Origin of the sequence: Chitinophaga tropicalis, from assembly GCF_009758205.1 — a bacterium.
GTDB lineage: Bacteria > Bacteroidota > Bacteroidia > Chitinophagales > Chitinophagaceae > Chitinophaga > Chitinophaga tropicalis.
In genome coordinates this window covers 240,437-265,094 of sequence record NZ_WRXN01000010.1, presented here as the reverse complement: position 1 = coordinate 265,094, position 24,658 = coordinate 240,437, and the positions used below count along the sequence as shown (strand labels likewise).

General features: G+C 46.2%; 20 protein-coding genes. 16 read left to right on the top strand and 4 right to left on the bottom strand.

The window, feature by feature from the left end; genetic code table 11:
- Nucleotides 1–6: 6 nt before the first annotated feature.
- From porD to GO493_RS21485, 6 genes are all read left to right on the top strand, one after another.
- A complete protein-coding gene (gene porD / locus GO493_RS21510; RefSeq protein ID WP_157308298.1) occupies nt 7–957 on the top strand; it encodes a type IX secretion system protein PorD in 951 nt (316 codons plus the stop codon).
- A 28-nt stretch (nt 958–985) separates the two neighbouring features.
- Nucleotides 986–1,462: a DUF4296 domain-containing protein gene (locus GO493_RS21505; protein ID WP_157308297.1), complete on the top strand. Its 477-nt coding sequence runs from the start codon at nt 986–988 to the stop codon at nt 1,460–1,462.
- 36 nt (nt 1,463–1,498) lie between these two features.
- Complete coding sequence (locus GO493_RS21500; protein ID WP_157308296.1) at nt 1,499–2,194, top strand: CoA transferase subunit A; 696 nt, start codon at nt 1,499–1,501, stop codon at nt 2,192–2,194.
- 33 nt (nt 2,195–2,227) lie between these two features.
- Nucleotides 2,228–2,884, top strand: coding sequence for a 3-oxoacid CoA-transferase subunit B (locus tag GO493_RS21495; protein WP_157308295.1), 657 nt, complete (start codon nt 2,228–2,230; stop codon nt 2,882–2,884).
- Between the two features lie 654 nt (nt 2,885–3,538).
- Nucleotides 3,539–4,375, top strand: coding sequence for an aminotransferase class IV (locus GO493_RS21490; protein WP_317165451.1), 837 nt, complete (start codon nt 3,539–3,541; stop codon nt 4,373–4,375).
- Nucleotides 4,376–4,553: 178 nt separating this feature from the next.
- Nucleotides 4,554–5,864: a cryptochrome/photolyase family protein gene (locus tag GO493_RS21485; RefSeq protein ID WP_157308293.1), complete on the top strand. Its 1,311-nt coding sequence runs from the start codon at nt 4,554–4,556 to the stop codon at nt 5,862–5,864.
- A 41-nt stretch (nt 5,865–5,905) separates the two neighbouring features.
- Here GO493_RS21485 and GO493_RS21480 read toward each other — a convergent pair whose 3' ends face one another.
- Entirely contained in the window at nt 5,906–6,691 is a 786-nt protein-coding gene (locus GO493_RS21480) for a 1,4-dihydroxy-6-naphthoate synthase (RefSeq protein ID WP_157308292.1), read from the bottom strand.
- Nucleotides 6,682–7,332 carry a futalosine hydrolase gene (mqnB, locus tag GO493_RS21475; RefSeq protein ID WP_157308291.1) on the bottom strand — a complete coding sequence of 217 codons (651 nt, stop codon included), beginning with the start codon at nt 7,330–7,332 and terminating at the stop codon, nt 6,682–6,684. The genes GO493_RS21480 and mqnB overlap by 10 nt, the downstream gene beginning before the upstream one ends.
- A gap of 137 nt (nt 7,333–7,469) precedes the next feature.
- Between mqnB and GO493_RS21470 the strand changes: the two genes are divergently transcribed.
- The 3 genes from GO493_RS21470 to fabD all read left to right on the top strand — a co-directional run bounded on the left by GO493_RS21470 (nt 7,470) and on the right by fabD (nt 9,567).
- Nucleotides 7,470–7,883 (top strand): 6-pyruvoyl trahydropterin synthase family protein, encoded by a 414-nt coding sequence (locus GO493_RS21470; protein ID WP_157308290.1) that lies wholly within the window; start codon nt 7,470–7,472, stop codon nt 7,881–7,883.
- A gap of 38 nt (nt 7,884–7,921) precedes the next feature.
- Nucleotides 7,922–8,509: a GTP cyclohydrolase I FolE gene (folE, locus tag GO493_RS21465; RefSeq protein WP_157308289.1), complete on the top strand. Its 588-nt coding sequence runs from the start codon at nt 7,922–7,924 to the stop codon at nt 8,507–8,509.
- A 164-nt stretch (nt 8,510–8,673) separates the two neighbouring features.
- Nucleotides 8,674–9,567: an ACP S-malonyltransferase gene (gene fabD, locus GO493_RS21460; protein ID WP_157308288.1), complete on the top strand. Its 894-nt coding sequence runs from the start codon at nt 8,674–8,676 to the stop codon at nt 9,565–9,567.
- Nucleotides 9,568–9,632: 65 nt separating this feature from the next.
- Here the strand turns inward: fabD and GO493_RS21455 are convergent, their stop codons facing one another.
- The gene (locus tag GO493_RS21455) at nt 9,633–10,097 is read right to left on the bottom strand and encodes a GNAT family N-acetyltransferase (protein ID WP_157308287.1); all 465 of its coding nucleotides are present in this window, start codon (nt 10,095–10,097) and stop codon (nt 9,633–9,635) included.
- Nucleotides 10,098–10,186: 89 nt separating this feature from the next.
- On the opposite strand from GO493_RS21455, the gene GO493_RS21450 reads away from it, so the two are divergent.
- The 5 genes from GO493_RS21450 to GO493_RS21430 all read left to right on the top strand — a co-directional run bounded on the left by GO493_RS21450 (nt 10,187) and on the right by GO493_RS21430 (nt 15,445).
- A complete protein-coding gene (locus GO493_RS21450) occupies nt 10,187–10,684 on the top strand; it encodes a DinB family protein (RefSeq protein ID WP_157308286.1) in 498 nt (165 codons plus the stop codon).
- A gap of 8 nt (nt 10,685–10,692) precedes the next feature.
- Nucleotides 10,693–11,388, top strand: a complete 696-nt coding sequence (locus GO493_RS21445; protein ID WP_157308285.1) for an NUDIX hydrolase — start codon at nt 10,693–10,695, stop codon at nt 11,386–11,388.
- 30 nt (nt 11,389–11,418) lie between these two features.
- Nucleotides 11,419–11,628: an ArsR family transcriptional regulator gene (locus GO493_RS21440; protein ID WP_157308284.1), complete on the top strand. Its 210-nt coding sequence runs from the start codon at nt 11,419–11,421 to the stop codon at nt 11,626–11,628.
- Nucleotides 11,629–11,724: 96 nt separating this feature from the next.
- Entirely contained in the window at nt 11,725–13,593 is a 1,869-nt protein-coding gene (locus GO493_RS31375) for a sensor histidine kinase (protein ID WP_157308283.1), read from the top strand.
- Between the two features lies 1 nt (nt 13,594).
- Nucleotides 13,595–15,445 carry an ATP-binding protein gene (locus GO493_RS21430; RefSeq protein ID WP_157308282.1) on the top strand — a complete coding sequence of 617 codons (1,851 nt, stop codon included), beginning with the start codon at nt 13,595–13,597 and terminating at the stop codon, nt 15,443–15,445.
- Nucleotides 15,446–15,511: 66 nt separating this feature from the next.
- Here the strand turns inward: GO493_RS21430 and GO493_RS21425 are convergent, their stop codons facing one another.
- Nucleotides 15,512–16,510 (bottom strand): beta-ketoacyl-ACP synthase III, encoded by a 999-nt coding sequence (locus GO493_RS21425; protein WP_157308281.1) that lies wholly within the window; start codon nt 16,508–16,510, stop codon nt 15,512–15,514.
- A 135-nt stretch (nt 16,511–16,645) separates the two neighbouring features.
- Here GO493_RS21425 and ruvA point away from each other — a divergent pair, with 135 nt between their 5' ends.
- Together ruvA and sov are read left to right on the top strand one after the other, a co-directional pair.
- The gene (ruvA, locus tag GO493_RS21420; RefSeq protein WP_157308280.1) at nt 16,646–17,236 is read left to right on the top strand and encodes a Holliday junction branch migration protein RuvA; all 591 of its coding nucleotides are present in this window, start codon (nt 16,646–16,648) and stop codon (nt 17,234–17,236) included.
- 36 nt (nt 17,237–17,272) lie between these two features.
- Nucleotides 17,273–24,529: a T9SS outer membrane translocon Sov/SprA gene (sov, locus tag GO493_RS21415; protein ID WP_157308279.1), complete on the top strand. Its 7,257-nt coding sequence runs from the start codon at nt 17,273–17,275 to the stop codon at nt 24,527–24,529.
- Nucleotides 24,530–24,658 lie beyond the last annotated feature (129 nt).

Below are 24,658 nucleotides of genomic sequence, written 5' to 3'. Positions count from 1 at the left end.
TACACTATGGCAAAGAGCTTATTCCCTTCTTATGTAAGACCCGGTATTCTCCGCCCTGGATTGCTGTTACTGGCATTATTGAGCCTGCATACCCTGCAGGCGCAGGAACTGCGTGTGAATGTAACTGTGAACAGTAACCAGGTAAGCGGTACAAATAAAAAGATCTTCACCACCCTGCAGAATTCCATCAAGGAATTCCTGAACGGCCGCCGCTGGTCCGCAGATGTGTACGCACCAGCTGAACGTATTGAGTGTAACATGCTGCTGAACCTGACCGGCGATGTGGGGGATAATGTATATAAAGCCACACTTACCATACAGGCCACAAGACCTGTATACAACGCAGGTTATATGAGCAGCCTGCTCAACATGCAGGATAATAATCTTGTGTTCAGGTATGTGGAGTTCCAGCCCCTGGAGTTCAGTGATAACAGGGTAGTAGGAAATGATCCGCTATCATCCAACCTGACAGCAGTACTGGCTTATTATGCTTATATCATTCTTGGACTGGACGCTGATTCCTTTGCCCCCCGCGGAGGAGATCCCTTTTTCAAAAAGGCACTGAATATTGTAAGCAATGCGCCGGATGGCAAGGACATTACCGGGTGGAAGCCGTTTGAAGGGAACAGGAACCGTTACTGGCTGCAGGATAACCTGCTGAATGTAAAGTTCAGCCGTTTTCATGATGTTATGTACCAGTACCACCGCCAGGGAATGGATGTCATGTATGATGATATGACAAAAGGAAGAGGAGCTATCATGAACTGCCTGAACATGTTATACGCAGTGTACCAGGATATTCCCAACTCTATGCTGATGTCAGTATTCTTTACATCCAAATCAGAAGAGCTGCAGAAGATCTTTTCCAAATCGCCGCCACAGGAAAAATCACGTGCTGTGCAGCTGCTGGCACAAATGGATGTGACCAATGCTTCAAAATACCAGCAGATGAAATAGCTTTGCATTTTCCAAGAAGAATGATCTTATGTATAGAATAATAACAGTTTGCCTGTTACTGATCCTGGCAGCATGTGGACAAGCAGATAGAGTGCCTGAAGGAGTTTTCCCACCGGAGAAAATGCGTGATATATTGCTGGACATGAATATGGCAGATGCCTATAGTTCCGAAATAGGAGAGGGCGCCATGCCCGTAAGTGATTCCCTGCGCAAGGAACGTGTGAAGGTGTATTACCGACAGATACTTGATCTGCATAAAGTTTCCGTAAAAGAGTTCAGGAAAAGCTATGCTTTCTACGAAGCTCATCCTGACAGGTTCAAAAAGGTGTATGATATGATGATGGAAGTGGTAACGGCAGACCGTACTTCGTTTGACCTGGAAACCCGCAGGAACGAATATAGAAATGACCCCCGCTCGCTTTTGCCGTTTGGTAAGAATACGGTAATTTCAGGCGGTAGTGATACAATTATTCCATTCGTTAAGAGAAAACCAGTCCACAGGTAATTAATAGCGCTGCGGACTATAAAACAACACCAAAACATGAATAAAGTTGTAGCAAATGCCGATGAGGCATTGCATGACGTCCATGATGGCGCAACATTGATGCTGGGCGGATTCGGATTGTGCGGTATCCCCGAAAACTGCATTGATGCACTGGTCCGCAAAGGCGTTCAGCAGCTGACCTGTATTTCCAACAATGCCGGCGTAGATGATTTTGGCCTTGGCCTGCTGTTAAAGACAAGGCAGATCAGGAAGATGATGTCTTCCTATGTTGGTGAAAATGCAGAATTTGAACGGCAGCTGCTTTCAGGAGAACTGGAAGTAGAACTGATCCCACAGGGAACACTGGCCACCCGTATACAAATGGCGGGTATGGGCATCCCTGCTTTTTTTACTCCCGCAGGTTACGGTACAGAGATTGCCGAAGGAAAGGAATCACGGGAATTCAATGGTAAACAATACCTGATGGAACTGGCGCTGCATGCAGATTTCTCTATTGTCAAAGCCTGGAAAGGCGATACAATGGGCAACCTGGTATTCCGTAAAACCACCCGCAACTTCAGTACTTCTATGGCTAAAGCCGGGACTATCACCATTGCTGAAGTAGAGCACCTGGTACAACCAGGAGAACTGGACCCCGACAATATACACGTTCCCGGCATTTATGTGCACCGCATATTCCAGGGTAGCGATTATGAAAAACGTATTGAGCGGAGAACCGTAAAAATGGGCTGATCAGCCAATCTGCAACTCCAAACCTGAATTATTATGTCTTTAGATAAATATGGTATAGCTAAAAGAATAGCGCAGGAACTGCGCGATGGCATGTATGTAAACCTGGGCATAGGTATTCCTACACTGGTAGCCAACTTCATTCCCCCGGGTATCTCTATTATGTTACAATCAGAAAATGGTATCCTTGGTATGGGACCTTATCCCGAAGCAGAAGAAATAGATGCAGACCTGATCAATGCAGGTAAGGAAACTGTCACTATTTTACCCGGTGGTTGCTTCTTTGATTCTGCCGAAAGCTTTGGTATGATCAGGGCCGGTAAGGTAGATCTTACTGTACTGGGAGCTATGGAAGTATCTGACAGGGGAGATATAGCCAACTGGAAAATACCCGGTAAAATGGTAAAAGGAATGGGAGGCGCTATGGACCTGGTAGCTGCTGCAAAGAATATTATCGTAGCCATGATGCATACCAATCCAAAAGGAGAAAGCAAATTATTACCGCAATGTACGCTGCCTCTTACCGGCGTATCCTGTGTGAAAAAAATTGTGACGGAACTGGCTGTGCTGGATGTTACTCCCGATGGTTTCCGTTTGCTGGAAAGAGCACCGGGAATTAGCGTTGAAGAGATTAAAGCTAAAACAGCAGGACGTTTAATTGCAGAAGGGAATATTCCTGAAATGAAGCTGTAAAAAAACGTGCAGAACACCCGGAAAACAGTGTTCTGCACGCTGTTAAGTGTGTTTAAGACCCTAATACGTATTCTCTCTCACATTTGCAATAGCAATAAGTGGTTATTGTATTTTAAAACAAAATCGACATCTTTGCCATACAAATACTGATAAGGTTATCCTTACAGAAAGGGGAGAAAAAATAGCATTCAAAATAAAATTTTACGAGCCAAAATCGAGAGTAAATCTTCAGCAGAAAATCCTACTTGTATAATGTAACAGTGTACAATGTAATTGATTGTCAGTGGAAATTTAAACATGAGAATTCTATGCACATGATAGAGGTAGGTAGCCACGTTCCTGCCCGGTTATCAATGTCTGGACATAATTGAATATGGAGGATTATTGAATCATATATGATGAATATATTATTTATATAATGCTTTTTGTTCCTTGGGTCCTATTTATCCTTAACTGTTATTCAGCACACATCATAAAAACAGGCGTTCATTCCTGCTATGCAGGGAAGCACCCCTGTCCTATGTTAAGAAAGCGGTTATCCTGGTCATGTGCCGGGATGACCGCTACCCATTTTAGGGATGACTTAAATCATTTTTACCCCATTAATTTTCCGTAACTTAACAGTCCTGTTCATTGTAAAAGTAAGAGTTCGAAGTGCAAGCGGGTTATTTATGCTATAATGGAAAGATTACTTCGGCATGTGAGCCTGTTTTTACAGCCGATAACCGATCATTTCGCTATGGAGATGGGTGTTTTGAGACTATGCGCGTATACCAGGGTAAGGTATTGCTGGATGATCTCCATTTTGAACGTTTAATGGCCAGCCTGCATCTCCTGCATTTTGAAGTTCCTAACAATTTCACGAAAACATATTTCACCAGGCTCATTACTGACCTTTGCGCTAGAAACAACCATGACAGCCTGGCAAGAGTGCGCCTTACCTTTTTCCGGGCAGACGGAGGATTGTATGAACCTGCTAATAACCACGCCAACTTCATTATTCAAAGCTGGGACCTAAGTAAACAGAGCCTGGAACTGAATGAGAAAGGACTGGTACTGGACATTTTTCCTGATGCCAGAAAGGTAAGTGATAAATTCTCTTCCATTAAATCCAATAATTGCCTGCCATATATCATGGCAGCCATGTATGCCCGCCAGCACCGTATCAATGAAACAATATTGCTCAATCCCAGCGGGCGCGTGGCTGATACTACCATTGCCAATCTGTTCATTGTAAGTAAAGGAAAACTGTTCACACCACCACTAACTGAAGGATGCGTATGTGGCGTAATGCGCAAACACCTGTTACGGCTGGATCTGCCTTTTCAGGCAAGTGAAAAGCCAATAACAGTGAACGACCTGGAGAATGCAGATGAGATCTTCCTGACCAATGCCATTACCGGTATCCGCTGGGTAGGCTCGTTCCGCGAAAGCAGTTATGGAAATGCTACTGCTGTGATCCTGCATGAAATATTACATGAAGGATTCTGAAGAAAATTCCAGGAATGATAATGATCTGATAAATAGTCATGTTTAGTTACAGTGTATAAATAGTTACTGAGAACGCGCAGCAGTGATACATTTTTAGTGAAATTATTTTTGATTTTTCCGGTTTATCTTGTGCTGAGATTGTTTATTCATTTACGAGAATTGCAAAATTACCAATCATATGCCCGCAACTGTAAATCTGTGCTGGCTCCGACGTGATCTGCGTTTGCTCGATCAGGCAGCTTTGTATCACGCACTCAGGTCAGCCAACCCCGTAGTCCCTGTGTTTGTCTTTGATGTTAATATCCTGAAAGATCTTGATGATAAGCATGACCGGAGGGTCACTTTCATTCATGATACCCTGCAGTCATTGCAGGAACAGCTGTCAAAGTTTGGCAGCACACTGGATGTTTATTACGGAACGCCGGAAGATGCGTTCAGACACTGGACAGAACAGTATGATGTTCACGAAGTCTTTGCCAACATTGATTATGAGCCGCATGCCCGGGACAGGGACAATGCTGTTGGCTCCTTGCTGAAAAAGAAGAATATCACGCTCCATCTGTATAAAGACCAGGTGATCTTCGACAGGGATGAAATACTGAAAGATAACGGTGAGCCATATACGGTTTATACACCGTACAGCAAAAAATGGAAAACACTGCTGACTGATTTTCATCTCCGCTCTTATCCCACAGAGAAGTACTTTCGAAATCTTCACCGGCAGAAACATAAACCTTTACCTTCCCTGCGTGCAATAGGATTTGCCGCAGGTGAAAGGAATTTCCCGTCTGCCAGGATAAAGGACAGCCTTATAGAAAATTATGATAAAACACGTGATTTTCCCGCCAGACAAGGCACCACACATGTAGGACTGCATTTGCGCTTTGGCACTCTCAGTGTACGCGAACTGGCAGAAAGGGCAGGCAGGTTAAATCAGACATTCCTGAATGAGCTTATCTGGCGGGATTTTTTCCAGATGATACTGTGGCATTTCCCTCATGTTGTACAGCACTCTTTCAGACCTGAGTATGATAAGATAAAGTGGAGGAACAATGAAGAAGAATTTAAGAGATGGTGTGAGGGAAATACCGGCTATCCCATAGTAGATGCAGGTATGCGTGAACTGAATGAAACAGGGTTTATGCATAACCGTATACGGATGATCACAGCCAGCTTTTTAACAAAGCATCTGCTGATAGACTGGAGATGGGGAGAAGCTTATTTTGCCTCCAGACTGCTGGACTATGACCTTGCCGCAAACAATGGCAACTGGCAATGGGCCGCAGGTTGCGGTTGTGATGCAGCTCCTTATTTCAGGGTATTCAATCCTGCTTTACAGACAGAAAAATTTGATGCTTCACTGGAGTATGTACGTAAGTGGGTGCCGGAGTTTGAAGAGTTAAGCTACAGACCCATGGTTATACATGAAGCTGCCCGCAAAAGGGCATTGGAAGTCTATAAGAGAGCACTCGGAAGAGTAGAGGTATAAGAGAAAAAGAGGGGTACATCCCCCCTTTTTTTTATGTATTTTTATACAGCAGCTTTCATCAGCCTGTCTACCGCAGCTCTTCCTGCTTCCCCTAATCCAAGGCTGAAATCATTTACATACAGATCAATATGCTGACGCATTACAGATTCATCCATTTCCTGCGCGTGTTCTGTTACATAAGAAGAAAGCGCAGGGTAATGTTTGTATGAATATTGCAGACTGTCATGTACCAGTTTATCTACTGCCTGTTTCACTTCATCAGGAACGTCTTTACGGATAAAGATGCCTCCCAGCGGAATTGGGCTGCCTGTAGTGCTTTCCCAGTATTCGCCAAGATCTATGATCTTCACCAGGCCTTTCTGCTGATAGGTGAACCTGTTCTCATGAATGATCACTCCTGCATCGACACGTCCGTCCAGTACCGCATTTTCGATATCTGAAAAGATCATGACCTCTTTTTGTTTTACTTCAGGAAATGCGATAGAGAAGAGCAGGTTGGCAGTAGTATTTTCGCCGGGAATAGCAATCTTACAGTCCTTTAGTTTATCCTGCGGAATGTCTTTCTTAGCTATTAATAATGGTCCGCAGCCCCTTCCAAGCGCACTTCCGCTGTTGAGCAGCTCATACTGGTCCTGTACTTTCCTGTACACACCGAAACTCAGTTTGGTAATAGCCAGTTTTCCCTGCATAGCCCATTTGTTCAATGTTTCAACGTCTTCCAGCTGGGTCTTGAATGTTAAACCGTTTGTGTTGATCTTGCCGTTCACCATGGCATCGAAAATAAACGTGTCGTTGGGACATGGTGAGAATCCTAATGTTAGTTCCATTGGTCAAAATATTTAATCAATACATCATTCAGTGATTGGATAGCGAGAGGTATTTTCCATTTGCTCTTATCTCTTACTTCCACAAAGTTGGAGATGCTGCGTAGCTGGAAGAAAGGTATTTTCTCCATCAGGCAGGCATAATGAAATGCGGCGCCTTCCATACTCTCCACTTCGGGAGCGTATTTATTGAGCAGCAGTTGCCGGGTAGGTTCACTGCCGCTTACAGTGTTGATGGTTACCCCCCCTGCTTTGGGAAGTTCCGGCAGGGCAGGAAGTCCTTCAAATGGGTTTACCAGTGATCTGTTGGAAAAAGGTGGCTGATCAGGTTGCCATAACTGTATGTCAAACAGGTCTTTATAAGCTACGCCATCCTCTACGCCCAGGTCTCCCAGTTGTTCTTTGTCTATGATAACAACTTTTCCCATTTCCCAGGAATGGTCAAAACAACCGGCAATGCCTGCCTGTATAGCCAGGTCCGGTTTATTTACTGCGAATTGACGGCCAAGCTGGTAGGCCGTATGCATCATGCCAATGCCGCCAATAAGTGTGGTTACCTGACAATCCTGGTGTCTTTTAGTGGACAAATAGTCCAAAAATGGCTGGATTTCAAAGGTAGTGGCTGCCGTAACCAATATTTTCATGAAGCAAAGGTAGGGGATTTCACTTATTGTCCCGGCTTGGCCACAGGGCCAAATCACTCCCGCATAAAGCTCTCTATTCTGATTTCAATCGACTATAATCGAATTATCGTATTTTTGCAGAAATTTAAAGCTGAATAATGATTTATTTAACGCGAGTGGAGAACTTCAATGCGGCGCATAAGTTATCCAATCCCGCCTGGAGTAAGGAGAAGAATGAGGAAGTGTTTGGCAAGTGTGCGAACGAGAACTGGCATGGCCACAACTACGAACTGCATGTAACCATAAAAGGAAATCCTGATCCCGAAACAGGATTTGTATTCAATGCCAAAACACTGGGTGTCCTTATCAAGGAGGAAGTAGTAGAAAAGATAGACCACAGGAACCTCAATATGGACGTAGATTTCATGGCAGGTAAATTCACTTCTGCCGAAAACCTGGCCATCGGTATCTGGGAGCAATTATCCCCACACCTTCCTGCAGAAGTTGAACTGCACTGCATAAAACTGTACGAAACACCCCGTATCTATGTAGAATACTACGGCGGTAAATAATAATCAGGGACGATTGGTTGACTTTAGTAAATATAGCAATGGCTTATAATAAGATTGAAACGTATGATGATAAGGTCACTTCTGAACTTATCAACAATTACCGGAGCAGTATAGAATTATTAGGAGAGGATGCTCAGCGGGAAGGATTGCTGAAAACACCCGAACGTGTAGCCAAAGCTATGCAGTACCTCACAGAGGGATACCAGATGGACGCTAAAAAGATACTGGAAGCCGCCAGGTTTACAGAAGCGTACAGCGAAATGGTAATAGTAAAAGACATTGAGCTTTATTCCCTGTGCGAACACCATATGCTGCCCTTCTTCGGAAAAGCACATATAGCATATATCCCAAATGGATATATTACCGGGCTGAGCAAGCTGGCGCGCGTGGTAGACGTATACGCCCGCAGGCTCCAGGTACAGGAGCGTATGACGCACCAGATACTGGACGCTATCCAGGAAACACTGCAACCTCTGGGGGTTGCTGTGGTAATAGAGGCCCAACACCTCTGTATGATGATGCGCGGGGTGCAGAAACAGAACTCCACTACCACCACATCTGCTTTTTCAGGGCAGTTTGAGGATGGTACCACCAGGGGAGAGTTCATGAGGCTGATCAGTATGTAATATTCCCTTTTTATATAGTAAATGGGCCGGATCCACAGATCCGGCCCGTTTTATTTTGGAGGATAGCGTCTCCTGGTGCCCTACTTTATTTTGATATATCATGAAGAGTATGAATATTTGCAATCCAATCGAGAAGATATACGTATAAACATTAATACAAGTGTATGAAACACGCTTACGTTTTTCCAGGTCAGGGATCTCAGTTCCCGGGTATGGGCAAAAATCTGTACGATACCAATCCAAAAGCAAAGGAATTATTTGAGAAAGCCAATGAGATACTGGGCTTTCGTATATCAGACATCCTGTTCACCGGTTCCGAAGAAGACCTGAAACAGACTAAAGTTACGCAGCCGGCAGTGTTCCTGCACAGTGTAATAGCTTTCCTGTGTGCTGAACAGCCTGCAACGCCGGATATGGTAGCCGGTCACTCTCTCGGAGAGTTTTCCGCGCTGGTAGCCAACGGTACGCTGACATTCGAAGATGCACTGCGACTGGTGTTTATCCGTGCTACGGCCATGCAGAAAGCCTGCGAGCTGCAGCCTTCCACAATGGCGGCAGTACTTGCACTGGATGATGCTAAGGTAGAAGAGATCTGTGCTGCCGTAAGTGCAGAAACAGGAGAAGTGGTGGTACCGGCCAACTATAACTGTCCCGGTCAGCTGGTAATATCCGGTTCTGTTAAAGGCATTGATATTGCCTGTGAAAGAATGAAGGCAGCAGGCGCTAAGAGAGCCCTGGTATTGCCTGTGGGAGGTGCTTTTCACTCTCCGCTCATGGCTCCTGCCCGCGAAGAGCTGAAAGCCGCTATCGAGAAAACAACTTTCAGCCAGCCGTCCTGCCCTGTTTATCAGAACGTTGTGGCAAAAGCAGTAAGCAATCCTGCTGAGATCAGGCAGAACCTTATAGATCAGCTTACCGGTGCTGTAAGATGGACACAGTCTGTACAGGCAATGGTAGCAGATGGCGCTACTACCTTTACAGAGGCTGGCCCCGGCAAGGTATTGCAGGGATTAGTGGTAAAGATCCAGAAAGATGCCGTGGTGAACGGCATCAGCTAAAATACAGAAGGGCTGCCAGGAGATCTTTTCCGGCAGCCCTTTTATCTGAAATATTGCAGAGTATATCAGAAATCGATCGTGGCATTCCACCACTCAGGGTCAAATTCAGCTCCGTATTTTTTATAGAAGTTGATGGCAGGCTCATTCCAGCCTAATACCTGCCAGGTCATACCGGCATACTGCTGTTTCTTACCTTCAGCGATCAGGCTTTGGAATAATTGCTGGCCTATACCTTTTCCTCTCCAGCTTTCCGTTACCACCAGGTCTTCCAGGTATAACCGGCTGCCCTTCCAGGTAGAATAACGGATATAATAGAGTGCAAACCCGATGATAGTTTCCCTGCCATTTTCAGTATGGACCGCTGCAAATGCCTTCCAGACCGGGGCCGGACCAAATCCTGCCTGCTCAAAATGTTCCTGGGTAACAGTCACCGCATTGGGAGCCTTTTCATATTCTGCCAGTTCCCTGATAAGCTCCATTAACCGGGGACAATCTTCCTTTCGTACGTCCCTTATAGTAATATTTTCCATGATCCCGTTGATTATTTCTGCGTACCTGCCCTACAGGTGCATTATTTTTGGTATTTTGGTGAAGATAGTAAACAAAAATAAGAAGATACATGAAGGATATCCTGCTCAACTATGCGGCCTATAACGTCTGGGCAAACGCCAGGATAGCGGAAGTGTTAAGGAAACTACCGGAAGAAAAGCTGGATGCGCCCACAGGATGCAGCTTTGGTAGCCTGCGCAATACGGTTTACCATATGTGGGGGGCAGAAAGCCTGTGGTATCAGCGTTTACACCTGGTGGAAAATGCGGTTTCGCCTGTTATGGGATTTGAAGGTACCTTTGAGGAGGCCAGCCGCCACTGGCAGGAACAGTCAGCTAAATTGCTGGAATGGGTTAAACAGGTTACCCCTGTAAGATTGCAGCATGTGGTGGCTTATTATAACACGCGGAAACAATATGGCAAGTTGGCCGTTATAGAGATATTAATGCAGGTCTTTAATCACGCCACATATCATCGCGGTCAGCTGGTAACAATGTTGCGGCAGGCAGGCGTCAGCAAAATTCCCGGTACTGATTACAGCGAGTTTATAAGCAATAAGAAAATATAGCATCACGAATGAGTGCACCATCTTTTTACGCAAATGTACCTCAGCATCTGGTAGCAGTAGACTGTATCATTTTTGGTTTTGAAAACAGTAAACTGAAGTTGCTGATCATGCAACGAAAAGTTGATCCCATGCAGGGTGAATGGTCGCTCATGGGCGGCTTCCTCCAGAAAGACGAGAGCGTAGACGCCGCGGCAGCCCGCGTACTTAAACAGACTACCGGTCTGGAGAACATCTACATGGATCAGCTGGCCTGTTATGGGGAAGTAAGCCGTGATACCGGCGCCAGGGTAATATCCATGGCATATTATGCGTTGATAAGGATAGGAGAGCATGAACATGTGCCTACCCAGCTTTACAGCGCCCACTGGCTGGAACTGCACCAGATCCCCGAACTGATCTTCGACCACCGGCAGATGATCGCGGATGCACTTAAGAAGCTGAGAGACAATGCACATTTCCACCCTATAGGCTTTGAACTGCTCCCCGAGAAGTTCACCCTGTCGCAGCTGCGAAGCCTGTACGAAGAGATCTTCCAGCATGAACTGGACAAACGTAACTTCAGGAAGAAGATACTGTCTATGAACATATTAGAAAAACTGGATGAGAAGGATAAGACAACTTCCAAGAAAGGCGCTCATTTATACAGGTTTGATAAACAGAAATATGAAGAATTAAAAACACGTGGACTGGTATTTGAGATATAACAGTATCTTGTGATATAAAGCAGGAACAATATGAAAAAACCGGTAGCTGACAGTGATCCCAGGCCGGCCAAAATGTGTTACAGCCACATAGGAGGTAAACTTGGGCAATTACTGGCCGAAGCATTTCTGGAAAAAGGGTGGATCGCAAAAGAAAGCCCTGACAGTAAACATTTTTATATTACACCTGCCGGAGAAAAAGAACTGACAAGAATGGGAATAGACCTTACTCAGATCAAATGAAGACTTATTATTTTCCGCTCATCGCAAGATGACGCAATACACCACTGATCATTGTATTTTTTCCGCAATAAGCGCACATTACTCTGTTTGCTGATAGTGACCGCCTGGACTCTGATCAGGTGCGGAAAACTTTATGCCACTGAAATAAACCCGGCAGACAGTATTCCTTACGTAGACAGCATGAACCGGCTGGCCCACTACTATCAACCCCGGCAGCTGGATACCTGTTATGAATACCTTTCCCGTGCCATGGAAACTGCCCGGCATATTGGCTACAGAAAAGGGATAGCCGCCGCCTTCAGGGGATTGGGAAATTATTATGGTTACCGTGACAACAGCTATCTTTCCTTTCGCTTTTACCTGGATGCACTACGTTTGTATAAAGAGTTGAAAGACAGTGCAGGTATCTGCCAGGTATCTACATTCCTGGGGGCTTACTATAAATACGAGGGCAAGGCCCGGGAAGCAGACCGGTATATACAGGATGCCATGAATATAGCCAGGGTCCTGAAGAATGATACTCTCAATGCTTCTGTACTGACTTACTATCACTTCATTTATCGTGATAATGAACAACATAAAACTGAAGCGCTGCAAGCGCTTGCAGATGCCCGGCGCTTGTCCGTGAACTGTGATGATGAACGTCTTGTATTCTATACAGGATTCCTGGAGGCTGACCGGCTACTGGATGAAGGGCAGGCCACAGCTGCCTCAAAGCTGGTAGATTCTCTTGTAAAGGCTGCAGAAGCCGAAGGACTCAACTTCCATGCTATGTATGGCTATTTCCAGCTGGCGGATTATAAAAGCAGCAGGAAAGAGGCAGATTCCCTGCAAGCCCTGAAAGAGATAGTAAGGCTAGCCATGGCTGGTGGTTACCGGGAAATAGCATTGCCTGTTGTTACGGAACTGCATGCTTACTATCAGGGCCGGAATATGAATACGGAATCTGCCGTTTACGGCTCAATGATGGCAGATATTGTAGAACAGCAGGAAGTAAGCAAGGTACAGGGAGAGCTGGACTATATTGACTATTATATGCAGGGCAGGAAGCTGCGCGCATTACAGTTGCAGAACGATTACCAGCGGCAACTGCTGGATAAAAAGTCATTGGGAAGCAGGAACAGGTATATAGTGATCATCTTCCTGGCAATACTCCTGGTTGTTACAATATTGATCCTGACAGACCTGAACAGATCTTATCGCCGCTCCCGGGAAAATGCCCGCAGACTGGGAGAGAAAAACCGTGAGATCAGTGAGAAGAATGCGCTGTTACGCTCTAACGACGATTTTAAGAATAAGCTGATCTCCCTGATAGCGCACGATTTCAGATCGCCGTTGAATAACATTATTTACGTGACCATGCTGCTGAAAGATGAGTCCCTGAGTTATGAAGAAGCAGCGGCATTGTTCCGCAAGCTGGAAGGAAATTCAAAATATACGTTACAGGTATTCGATAATATTCTCCGGTGGATAAGATCGCAGATAAGCGGCTTTGTTTATACTCCGCAGGACTGCATCCTGAAAGAATTGATCACTGATGCAATGGAAAGCCTGAAAGACAATTGTGCTGATAAACAGCTGGAGATCCGGATGCTGGTGCCGGAAGACCTTCGTTTACAGGCAGACAGGGAAATGTTGCAGTTCATCCACAGAAACCTTTTACATAATGCGGTGAAATTCAGTCCCCAGAAAGGAGTGATCACTATTACCGCCGCTTCCTCAGCGGAAGGTGTAAAGGTGACAGTAAAAGATGAAGGGCACGGCGTAGCTCCTGAAATGCTGTCATCCCTGTTTGAATACCGTAGCCGGAACAATAATAAAAAACATGGTGGCGCCGGTCTGGCGCTTATTATCTGCAAAGATTTTATGGATAAAATGGGAGGGGCTATCGAAGCAGTGAACAACCCGGAAAAGGGGAGTTCCTTCTCCTATACCCTGCCACTTTCAAAAGATCAGTATAATTAATGTGAAGCGTATAGTAACATACATAATAATCTGCTTCTTTGCCTTTACCCGTATACACGGGCAGGACAGGGTAATTCGCAGTTTGCGGGCCAGCCTGTTTATACAGAAAGACAGTATAGGCTATACGGACGTACTGAACCAGCTGGGTATGCAATATCATCTCAGCAACACAGACAGCTGTTTCTGGTATGGAGTGGAAGCCAGGGAAGTAGCCACACGCATAGGTTACAGGAAAGGTATTGCCGGCGCCTTGAACAATCTCAGCATCTTTTATATGCTGAAAGGAAATATCCGGCAGGCTATTGAGTATGGGTACAGATCTTTGTTGCTGTACAGGGAAATAGGAGATGATGAGAATATATGCCAGCTGCTGATGAACCTCAGCATCTACCATGCCTACGACAATAAAATACCGGAGGCAAACAATTTTCTGTACCAGGCGCTGGACATTGGTAAAAAATTGCCGCGGGACTCCGTCTATAGCCTGGTATTGATCAATTACGCAATTCGTTTTGAGTATGACAGCACTAAGGAAGACTCTGTTAAATGGGCGCTGGAAGGGTCTAAAGCTATCATCACCAAATATCCCGGCAGCAGGGAGAAGTACTATATCCGGGCTTTTGAGGCAGATGAATGGATGAGGAGTGGAGATGGTGCAAAAGCAGTAAAGAGGATCAATGAACTGGCAGACAGCGCGCTCAGGGAGGGGCTTATAGTTGTGGCGATAGACCTGCTTGAACATATAGACGCCTATAACAGGCTGGGTTACCCTGCAGATGCCGTACCAGCCAGGGAGAAGGCTTTTGAACTTGGACGCCGGGCAGGATATACCGACCTTATGCTGCCTACTGTCATCAGCCTGTACCGGCATTATGTCAAAACAGGTAATGAACAGGCAAGGCTCTATTATGGCAATGCACTCCGGGAACTGGTAGAACGAAGGCTGGCATTAAAAGAACGCAATCACCTGAACCACCTGGAATATTTCCTGACGGAACAGGAACTGGAAGAGCTGCAGCTGCGTAATAAGATCCAGGAAACAAGCCTGGCAAGGGCTACTTTGAGAAAGAAGACCCGTACACAGATCATCGGGTTCCTGACAGGAATGCTGCTGTTGCTGGGAGGGTTTACAATATTCCGTTACCGCGCCTATAAGAACCTGCGCAAACAGGAAGAGCTGTTAACCAATATCAACAACTCCATCTTTGAAAAGAATGAACAGCTGCGGGTGCATGATGATTTCAAGAATAAGCTGATAGCTATACTGGCAAGAGATTTCAGGCAACCGCTTAATAACATTGTCAGGGTATCCGGGCTTTTCAGGAATGAAAATGCAGACCGGCAATTTATGGAACAGGTGATAAACCAGGCAGAGGCTTCTTCCCGTAAAACGTTGCTGGTTTTTGATAATATTCTCCGGTGGATCAAGTCCCAGTTGTCAGGATTTGTATATAACCCTGCTCCCTGCGATCTGCATCAGTTATATGAAGACGCCCTGCCGGATACCGGCCGGGAAGGAATAACAATGAAGATACCGGAAGGACTGATGGTAGCCGGCGATCAGGAGATGATACGGTTTATCAACAGAAGCCTGTTGTATTGCGCAGGTATAAGGCCCGTACATATCAGTGCAATGAAAGAAGAAGAACAGGTAAAAGCGGTCCTGTCTTACGAAGATAGCTCCTGTACTGAGGAAACGGCTGCGAAATTATTTGAGTACAGGCAGGGGGATGATATGTCTATCACTTTAGTGATCTGTAAAGATTTTATGGACAAGATGGGAGGACATATATGGGCTGAGAAGGAGGGAGATACCCTGAGGTTAATATATGCGTTGCCTTCCTTTCATTAAAAAAATACCTCCTATCCGCCATGGGCGGGACAGGAGGTATCTTATCAAACAGTTATACTGAATTAATTACTTAGGATCGTAAGCCCATTTCAGGTAGCTGGCGCCCCATGTGAAACCACCGCCAAAAGCAGCCAGTACCAGGTTGTCTCCTTTTTTCAGCTGTTTCTCATAATCCCACAGGCAGAGCGGTAATGTGCCCGCAGTGGTATTACCATAGCGCTGAATGTTCATCATTATTTTCTCTTCCGGAAGGCCCATACGCTGTGCTGTAGCGTCTATAATACGCTTATTGGCCTGGTGAGGTACCAGCCAGGCAATGTCTTCAGCGCTCAGGTTATTACGTTTCATAATATCGTGAGCAGATTCTGCCATATTGGCTACAGCATATTTGAACACCATTTTACCTTCCTGGTATACGAAGTGCTCCCTGTTGGTAACAGTTTCTATGCTGGCAGGCTGTGCAGAACCACCTGCTTTCATATGCAGGTATTCACGTCCATGACCATCACTTTTCAGGATACTGTCTATTACACCCAGTCCTTCTGTATTGGGCTCCAGCAGCACGCCGGCGCCGCCATCACCAAAGATGATGCAGGTGGTACGGTCAGTATAGTCAATGATGGAGCTCATTTTATCAGCGCCAATCACCATTACTTTCTTGTAACGGCCACTTTCAATGAAACGGGCACCCGTATCCAGTGCATAAAGAAACCCGGAGCATGCAGCGCTTATATCAAAGCCAAAAGCGTTTTTGGCGCCTATTTTATCAGTTACAATGTTGGCAGTAGCCGGAAACACCATATCAGGTGTTACGGTGGCCACAATCAGCAGGTCTATTTCTTCCGGGCTGATCCCCCTTTTACGGCATATCTCCTGCGCTACAGGCACGCACAACTCGGATGTTCCCATTCTTTCCCCCTTCAGGATCCTCCTTTCGCTGATACCGGTACGGGTAATGATCCATTCGTCAGTCGTATCTACCAGTTTTTCTAATTCCTTGTTAGTGAGCACGTAATCAGGTACATAACCACCTACCGCAGTAATAGCGGCCGTTATTTTGTTCATATTAATAAAATAGATGTTTTAATCGAGGCGTAAAAATACATAAGAATTTGTAAATGTAAGTATAAGGTTACTTCCTGCCCCGTTCTTGCTAAATTTTTACTAGGTTTGCCGAACATTTTCAACATTTTAGCCTGTATGATCGCTTACCTCAACGGAAAACTGTCCTATAAATCACCTGCAATGGTACACATTGATGTACAAGGGATAGGATATGAAGTGCAGATCAGCCTGAATACCTACTCCCGTATACAGGGACTGGAAAGCTGCAAGCTGCTCACCTACCTGAGTATTAAAGAGGATGCACATACGCTTTATGGCTTTTTTGAGGAAGCAGAACGCAGCATGTTCCTCCTTCTTATAGGCGTATCGGGAATCGGCGCCAATACTGCCCGTATGATGTTGTCTTCCCTGCAGCCGGAAGACATTCAAAGGGCCATCGCTATGGAAAATGAAAAAATGCTGGAAAGCATTAAAGGGATAGGCTCCAAAACAGCCAAACGGATAATCCTGGAACTGAAAGATAAGATCAGGAAACAAAAAGATACCGGCGGGCATCAAATATCTGTAACTCCAAACAATACAACGCAGGAAGACGCGTTAAATGCTTTAGTCACGTTGGGAATAGCGAGAAATGTAGCAGAACAGGCTATTACTAAAGTACTCAAAACTGAACCACTATTGCAAGATCTTGAAGCACTTATAAAAAAAGCGCTGAAAAGTCTTTAATTTTTTTTTACCCTGACCTCTATAAACCTATTTCTCTTGTCAAGGAAGACATATTATGGTGCTATAGCTGTAGTAATAGGAGTTGTTTCTTTATTTATTGCGGACACTGCAGCAAGGAATCGTTCGGGTTATAACAACTATTCTGATACAAACTGGCAACCAGGATCTGAAAAAACGGCAAAAGATACGGCCGGGAAGGATACACTTAAATATCCTATAAAGGATAGGTATGGAACCGGCATTACAGATCCCGTCAAAAACAAAATAGATCTGAAGGACCCGGCAGGAATATCCCGTACAGTAGATTATGATCCCGTTACCCGTCAATACACCGTAACAGAAAAGATTGGAGACCACTACTACCGCAATCCTACCTATCTTAGTTTCGACGAATATTACAAACTGCAATCCAAAAAAAGCGAAGAAGATTACTGGATGAAACGCGCCAGCACCCTTGGCTCCCTTAACCAGAAGGGAGACGGGCCTGAGCTCTATAACGGCAGCAAACTGTTTGACAGGATCTTCGGCGGTAATAAAGTGGATATCAGGCCCCAGGGTAGCCTGGAACTCACTTTCGGCTATGAAGGACAGAATATCAAGAACCCCGTGCTGACAGAACAGGCGCGTAAGACAGGCGGGTTCGCATTTGATATGAATATCAACATGAACCTGACCGGCAAGATAGGAGATAAGCTGAAACTCATTACCAACTTTAATACACAATCCACCTTCGATTTTGAAAACCAGATCAAACTGGAATATACCGGCTATGATGATGAAATTGTCAAAAAGATAGAAGCCGGTAACGTAAGCTTCCCGCTCCGCAGCTCCCTGATCTCCGGGGTACAATCCCTTTTTGGTATCAAAACACAGCTGCAGTTTGGCCGGCTAACCGTTACCAGCGTACTTTCCAACCAGCGTTCCCAAAAACAGAACCTCCTGATCAAAGGAGGCACCCAGGTGCAGGACTTTACCCTGAGGGCAGACGAATATGATGACAACCGTCACTTCCTCCTCTCCCAGTTCTTCAGGGACACCTTCAACTATGCAATGAGCAACCTGCCCATTATTAACTCCCTTGCCTATATTAACCGTATTGAAGTCTGGGTGACCAATAAAACCGGGGCTACTACCAACACCCGCGATATCGTGGGCTTGATGGACCTCGCAGAATACGCTCCATATAATGGTAATATCACTGTTCAGACCGGCGATAAAAAGCCCGACAACAGGACCAATAACCTCTATGGTAATGTCTCTTCAGACCCCGCCAGCCGGTATTCAGGAACGGTAGTGAGCAGGCTCCAGGCACTGGGGCTTACCGGCGTACAGGATTACGAGAAAACATTTGCCCGTAAACTGGATTCATCTGAATATACCATTAACCGGCAGCTTGGCTTTATCTCCCTTAACCAGCAGCTCCAGGCAGATGAGGTCCTGGCCGTCGCCTTCCAGTATTCCTATAACGGAAGGATTTATACGGTAGGTGAATTTTCCCAGGATGTACCGCCAGACCAGAATAACAGCGCCAACCAGCGTATCCTCTTCCTGAAAATGCTGAAAGCTACATCCGCCCGTCCCAATCTTCCCATCTGGGACCTGATGATGAAAAACGTATACTCTACCGGAGCTTACCAGATCAACAGGGCGGACTTCAAACTGGATGTATACTATAAGGACCCGGGCACAGACACCCGCGCCCCGAGCGATAAACGTTATCTGCCTGACGCCCAGAACGAATGGACAGGAGCTCCCCTGATCTCCATCCTCAACCTGGACCGCCTGAATAACCAGAATGACCCCCAGCCGGACGGTGTGTTTGACTATGTGGAAGGCTATACCATCAACTCCATGACAGGCCGCGTCATGTTCCCGGTACTGGAACCCTTTGCTGCTGGTATTAAGAAAGCCTTTGGAGGAAACGCCGCGCTGGAAAAACAATATATGTACAAGGTGCTGTATGACTCTATCAAGGTAGTGGCCCAGCAGTTCCCGCAATTGAACCGCTATGTCCTGAAAGGGTCCTATAAATCCAGCAACTCTTCCGAAATACAGCTGGGTGGATATAATATTCCCCCGGGATCGGTAACAGTAACTGCCGGCGGACAACAACTCCGTGAAAACGTAGACTTTATTATAGATTATAACCTGGGCCGTATCAAGATCATCAACGCAGGTATCCTCAACTCCGGAATGGCTATCAATGTGCAGTTTGAGAATAATGCGGCCTTTGGCACCCAGGTAAGGAACTACTTCGGTACCCGCTTTGATTACCTGGTGAACGATAAACTCAGCCTCGGTTCTACCATTGCCAGGATGAGTGAACGGCCTTACTACCAGAAGGTAAACTACGGCGAAGATCCTATCAAGAATACTGTGGTAGGCTTTGACGTGAACTATAACTCCCAGTGGAAAGGACTGACCCGCCTGTTGAACAAACTGCCTAATTACCAGAGTAATACGCCTTCCAATATCATGTTCACCGGTGAGGTGGCCAAACTGTTTCCCGGTCATAACAAACTGGTAAACGCAGCAGGCAGCAACCAGGGGCAGATATTTATTGACGACTTTGAAGGCTCCCAGAGCGGATATGACCTGAAGTTCCCGGCTACAGCATGGGCATTGGCATCCACTCCTAAAGATGCTTCTGACAGCAGCGGCAATATACTCTTCCCCGAAGCTGATATTAACAACGGACTGGCATATGGTACCAACAGGGCAAAACTGGCCTGGTATATCCTGGAGCCTACCCTGCAGATACCTAATTCTACCGGCCTGCCCGCAGGCATCACTACCGATGATCAGTCAGATCAGCGCGTACGTTTGGTTTACCAGGCTGAGGTGTTCAAGAACAGGTCTACAGACTTTGGCCAGAGCCAGTTAAGCACCCTTGACCTGGCCTATTATCCTACAGAGAGAGGTCCGTATAACTTTACTGCAAGCCCGGACAGCATAGATGCCAATGGTAAACTGCGCCAGCCCCAAAAGAAATGGGCCGGTATCATGAGAGCTATTGATAACAGCGACTTTCAAACACAGAACGTCGAGTTCATAGAATTCTGGATCCAGGACCCTTTCACTCATCCCGATATGTTGAACAGCACCGGCGGTCAGCTGTATTTCAACCTGGGTAATGTGTCTGAAGATATCCTCAAAGATTCCCGCAAGTTCTTTGAGAACGGATTACCGGACCCCAACACAGACCTGTCTAAAACAGATTCCTCCATATGGGGCCGCATACCCAAGTTCCAGCAGCAGATTACCCAGGCATTTGACAATGACCCTGATATCCGCCGCTACCAGGACGTAGGTTATGATGGTTTACAGAGTGGTGATGAAAAGACCTTCCGCCAGACATACCTGGACAGACTGGCCACTAACTTTGGAAGAACTTCCAGGATCTACCAGGAAGCTGATGCAGACCCTTCCAACGACGATTATAAACACTACCGCGATTACACCAGCGCCCCTATCCTGGAAAGGTATAAGAAGTACAGCAACCCGGAAGGTAACTCTCCCGTGTCTACCAACTCTACCTATTCCATGGCGGCTACCAACATCCCGGAATCGGAAGACCTGAACAGGGACAACACCCTCAATGAAACAGAAGAATACTTCCAGTACCGCGTGAACCTGAAACCGAATATGCCCGTAGGTACAAACTTTATTGTGGATAAGATAGTTGCTGATGTGACATTGCCTAACGGACAGAAAAAGCAGGAAAACTGGTACCAGTTTAAAGTGCCTATAAACGGATTCGATAAGAAAGTAGGCAGCATCCCTGATTTCAAATCCATTCGTTTCATGCGTATGTACCTGACAGGATTTGAAGATTCTGTAGTGGTACGTTTTGCCAAACTGCAGCTGGTACGTAACCAATGGCGTCAGTACAATTATAAACTGCAGGCAGGCGATCCCGTTCCGAACGATGAAACCACCACTTTCAACACTTCTGCCGTAAACATTGAAGAGAACTCTTCCCGCAAACCTATTCCTTATGTACTGCCTCCGGGAGTTGTGCGTCAGAATACGGTGAGCACCAACAATACTACCCTGCAGCTGAATGAACAGGCTATGTCTATACAGGTGTGCGATCTGGCAGATGGCGATACCCGCGGCGTATCCAAGAACCTGAACATGGACCTCCGTCAGTACAAACGCTTACAGATGTACCTGCATGCTGAAGCCATGAAAGATCCGGCCTTCCTGAAAGATGGTGAGCTGCGCGCTATCATCCGTATGGGTAGTGACTTTGTAGAGAACTACTACGAATACCAGATACCGCTGAAAGTGACTAACTGGGGCTCTCACAACGCAACAGATATCTGGCCTGAGATCAATGACGTAGATCTGCTGCTCAGCAACCTGACCACAATGAAACAAAAACGTAACCAGTGCGATACCTGCTCTCCGCTACGTCCTTATACCGAACAGGATGCAAAAGGCAACTTTATGAGCGTAGTAGGTAACCCGAACCTGGGAGACGTAAGGACCATCATGCTGGGTGTTACAAACCCGAAAGATGATGGTATCCCCAAGTGTGGTGAAGTATGGTTCAACGAGCTGCGCTTGTCAGGCCTTGATGAAAAAGGTGGTTATGCCGGTATGGGCCGTGTAGATATTCAGCTGGCAGACCTGGGTACTATCAGCGTATCAGGTAATATGCACACTGCCGGTTTCGGTAATCTTGATCAGCGTGTGAATGAACGTTTCCGTGACAACTATCTCCAGTATGATGCTGCCGCCAACCTCGATCTGGGTAAGCTGCTGCCTAAAAAGACGAGCCTCTCTATCCCGGTATATGCAGGTTATTCAAGGGCTGTAAGCCGTCCCGAATATGATCCATATGATCTTGATATCAAACTGAAAGATAAACTGAGGATGGCGAAGAGTGATTATGAAAGGGATTCCATCCGTAAGGCAGCAGAAGACTTCACCTCTATCAAGAGCCTGAACTTCACTAACGTGCGCAGGCTGAACCCTAACAGGAAGAAAAACCATCTGTGGGATATTGAGAACTTTGATATCAGCTACTCCTATTCACAGACAGAAAGCCACTCACCCATCATAGAAAGCGATGTACTGACCCGTCACCGCGGCGGGCTCGGATACACCTTTACCGGTCAGAGTAAGTTCCTGACGCCCTTCAAGCGCCTGTTCAAGACCAAATCCCACTGGGTAGATCTGATCCGTGATTTCAACATCAACTATGTACCGACACTGATCAGCTTCCGCGCTGACGTAACCCGCCAGTTTGGCGCTACCCGTATCCGGAACGTAGGCGGTGACAGCGAATATAAGTTGCCTGAAACGTATAATAAGTACTTCACGTTTGACAGGTATTATGGATTGAAATGGGACCTTTCCCGCAGCCTGAGCATTGATTTCAACGCGGTGAATAATGCCCGTATAGATGAGCCGCGTGGCCGTCTTGATTCAAAAGCCAAGAAGGATTCCGTATGGACCAACTTCTTTAAGCTGGGCAGGACCACCAACTATTTCCACACAATGAATGCCACCTATACCCTGCCTACTGCCAAGTTCCCGCTGCTCAGCTGGACCAACATTGCAATAGGATACTCTGCAGAGTACAGGTGGACAGGCGCTTCCCTGCTGGCAAAATACCTGGGTAATGCTATTGAGAACTCACAACAGAAACAACTGAACGCTGAGTTTAAGTTCACTGATCTGTATAACAGATCGCCATTCCTCAGGAAACTGACAGGTGGAAAACAACCTCCTAAACGGCCGCAGACCAATAACAATAACAACCGGCCGGGTATGGCAAATAACCCGCAGAATAAACAACAGCAGAATAAACAGCAGGACAACAGTGATGAAGAGATCTCTCCCATCCTGAAAGCTGTAATGAAACCTCTGTTGTCTCTTAAACGTATCAGCGTAGATTATTCTGAAAATGGTGGTACACGCCTGCCGGGTTATATCGACAGTACCAAAATACTGGGTATGAACTGGGCCAGCTGGGCGCCGGGTATACCTTTTGTTGCCGGTAAACAGCCTGATAAAGCATGGTTGGACAACTTTGCAAAGAAAGGCCTGATCACACCGGATACATTATTCAATATTCAATACCAGCAGCAGTTTACCCAGCGACTGAATATTCAGGCGCAACTGGAACCTGCCAGCGATCTGCGTATTGACCTGAGCCTGACCAAATCCTTCACCAAAACACATACTGAACTGTTCAAGAACCTGGGAGATTCCGGGTATCAGCACCTTAGCCCGTATGACGCCGGCGGATTTGAGATCTCTTACGTGGCGGTGAAGACCATGTTTGGCGGAATTGACAACGAATCGGGAACAACCAAAACTTTCAGGGATTTTGAAAGGTACAGGACCACCATTTCCCGTCGCCTCGGAGCTGCAAACCCTTACAGCAATGATCCCGGCGTGCCGGTATACGATCCTAAAGATCCGGAATACCGCTATGGTTATGGCCGCTATGCACAGGATGTACTGGTGCCTGCATTCCTTGCCGCTTATACTGGTAAGAGCCCTGAGAAGATAGGACTGCTGAAAAACGGAGGTGGCGATAATGTAAGAAGCAATCCTTTCAGCAACTACATACCGCGTCCTAACTGGAGAGTAACTTATAATGGTCTTACAAAACTGGAACCGTTCAAGAACATCTTCACCAATTTCTCTCTGACACATGCCTATACAGGCTCTCTGAGCATGAGTTCCTACAACTCTGCCATGTTGTATGAAGATCCGCGGCTGGCGGGATATCCATACTTCATTGATTCTGTATCCGGCAACTATGTGCCTTACTTCCTGTTACCAAATATTACCATGACAGAGCAGTTTGCTCCGCTCATTGGTTTTGATATGACCTTCACCAGTAGCCTGAACCTGCGTGTGGAATTCAAGAAGAGCCGTTCACTGAGCCTGAGCCTGGTAGATTACCAGCTGACAGAGCTTCGTTCTACTGAGGTAACACTCGGGGGCAGCTACCGTCTGCGTAATGTGAAGTTTGCTTTTCTGGGGCAGCCACAGGAAGGGAAGAAGGTGCAGAATGATATGAACTTCAGGCTGGATATGAGCTTCCGTGATGACAGAACGGTGAATAACCGCCTGGATGCAGACCTTGTAATACCTACCAGCGGCCAGAAGGTAATAGGTATTTCGCCTTCTATAGATTATGTGGTGAATAACCGCTTAAACCTGCGGTTCTTCTATGACAGGAGGCAGACTATACCCGTTATTTCTACAGCATACCCGATTACAAATACAAGAGGTGGCTTGACGCTGAGGTTTATGCTGGCTCAGTAATATCTGTTTAATTTCACCCGGCGGCCGGCCGCGCAGTGTAAAAAATCTTACTCAAAACCTCCAACTGATAATTCTCAGCCGGCCGCAGGCCAAAAAAACGTCCTCAAAAAATCGCTTTTACCGAAGGTA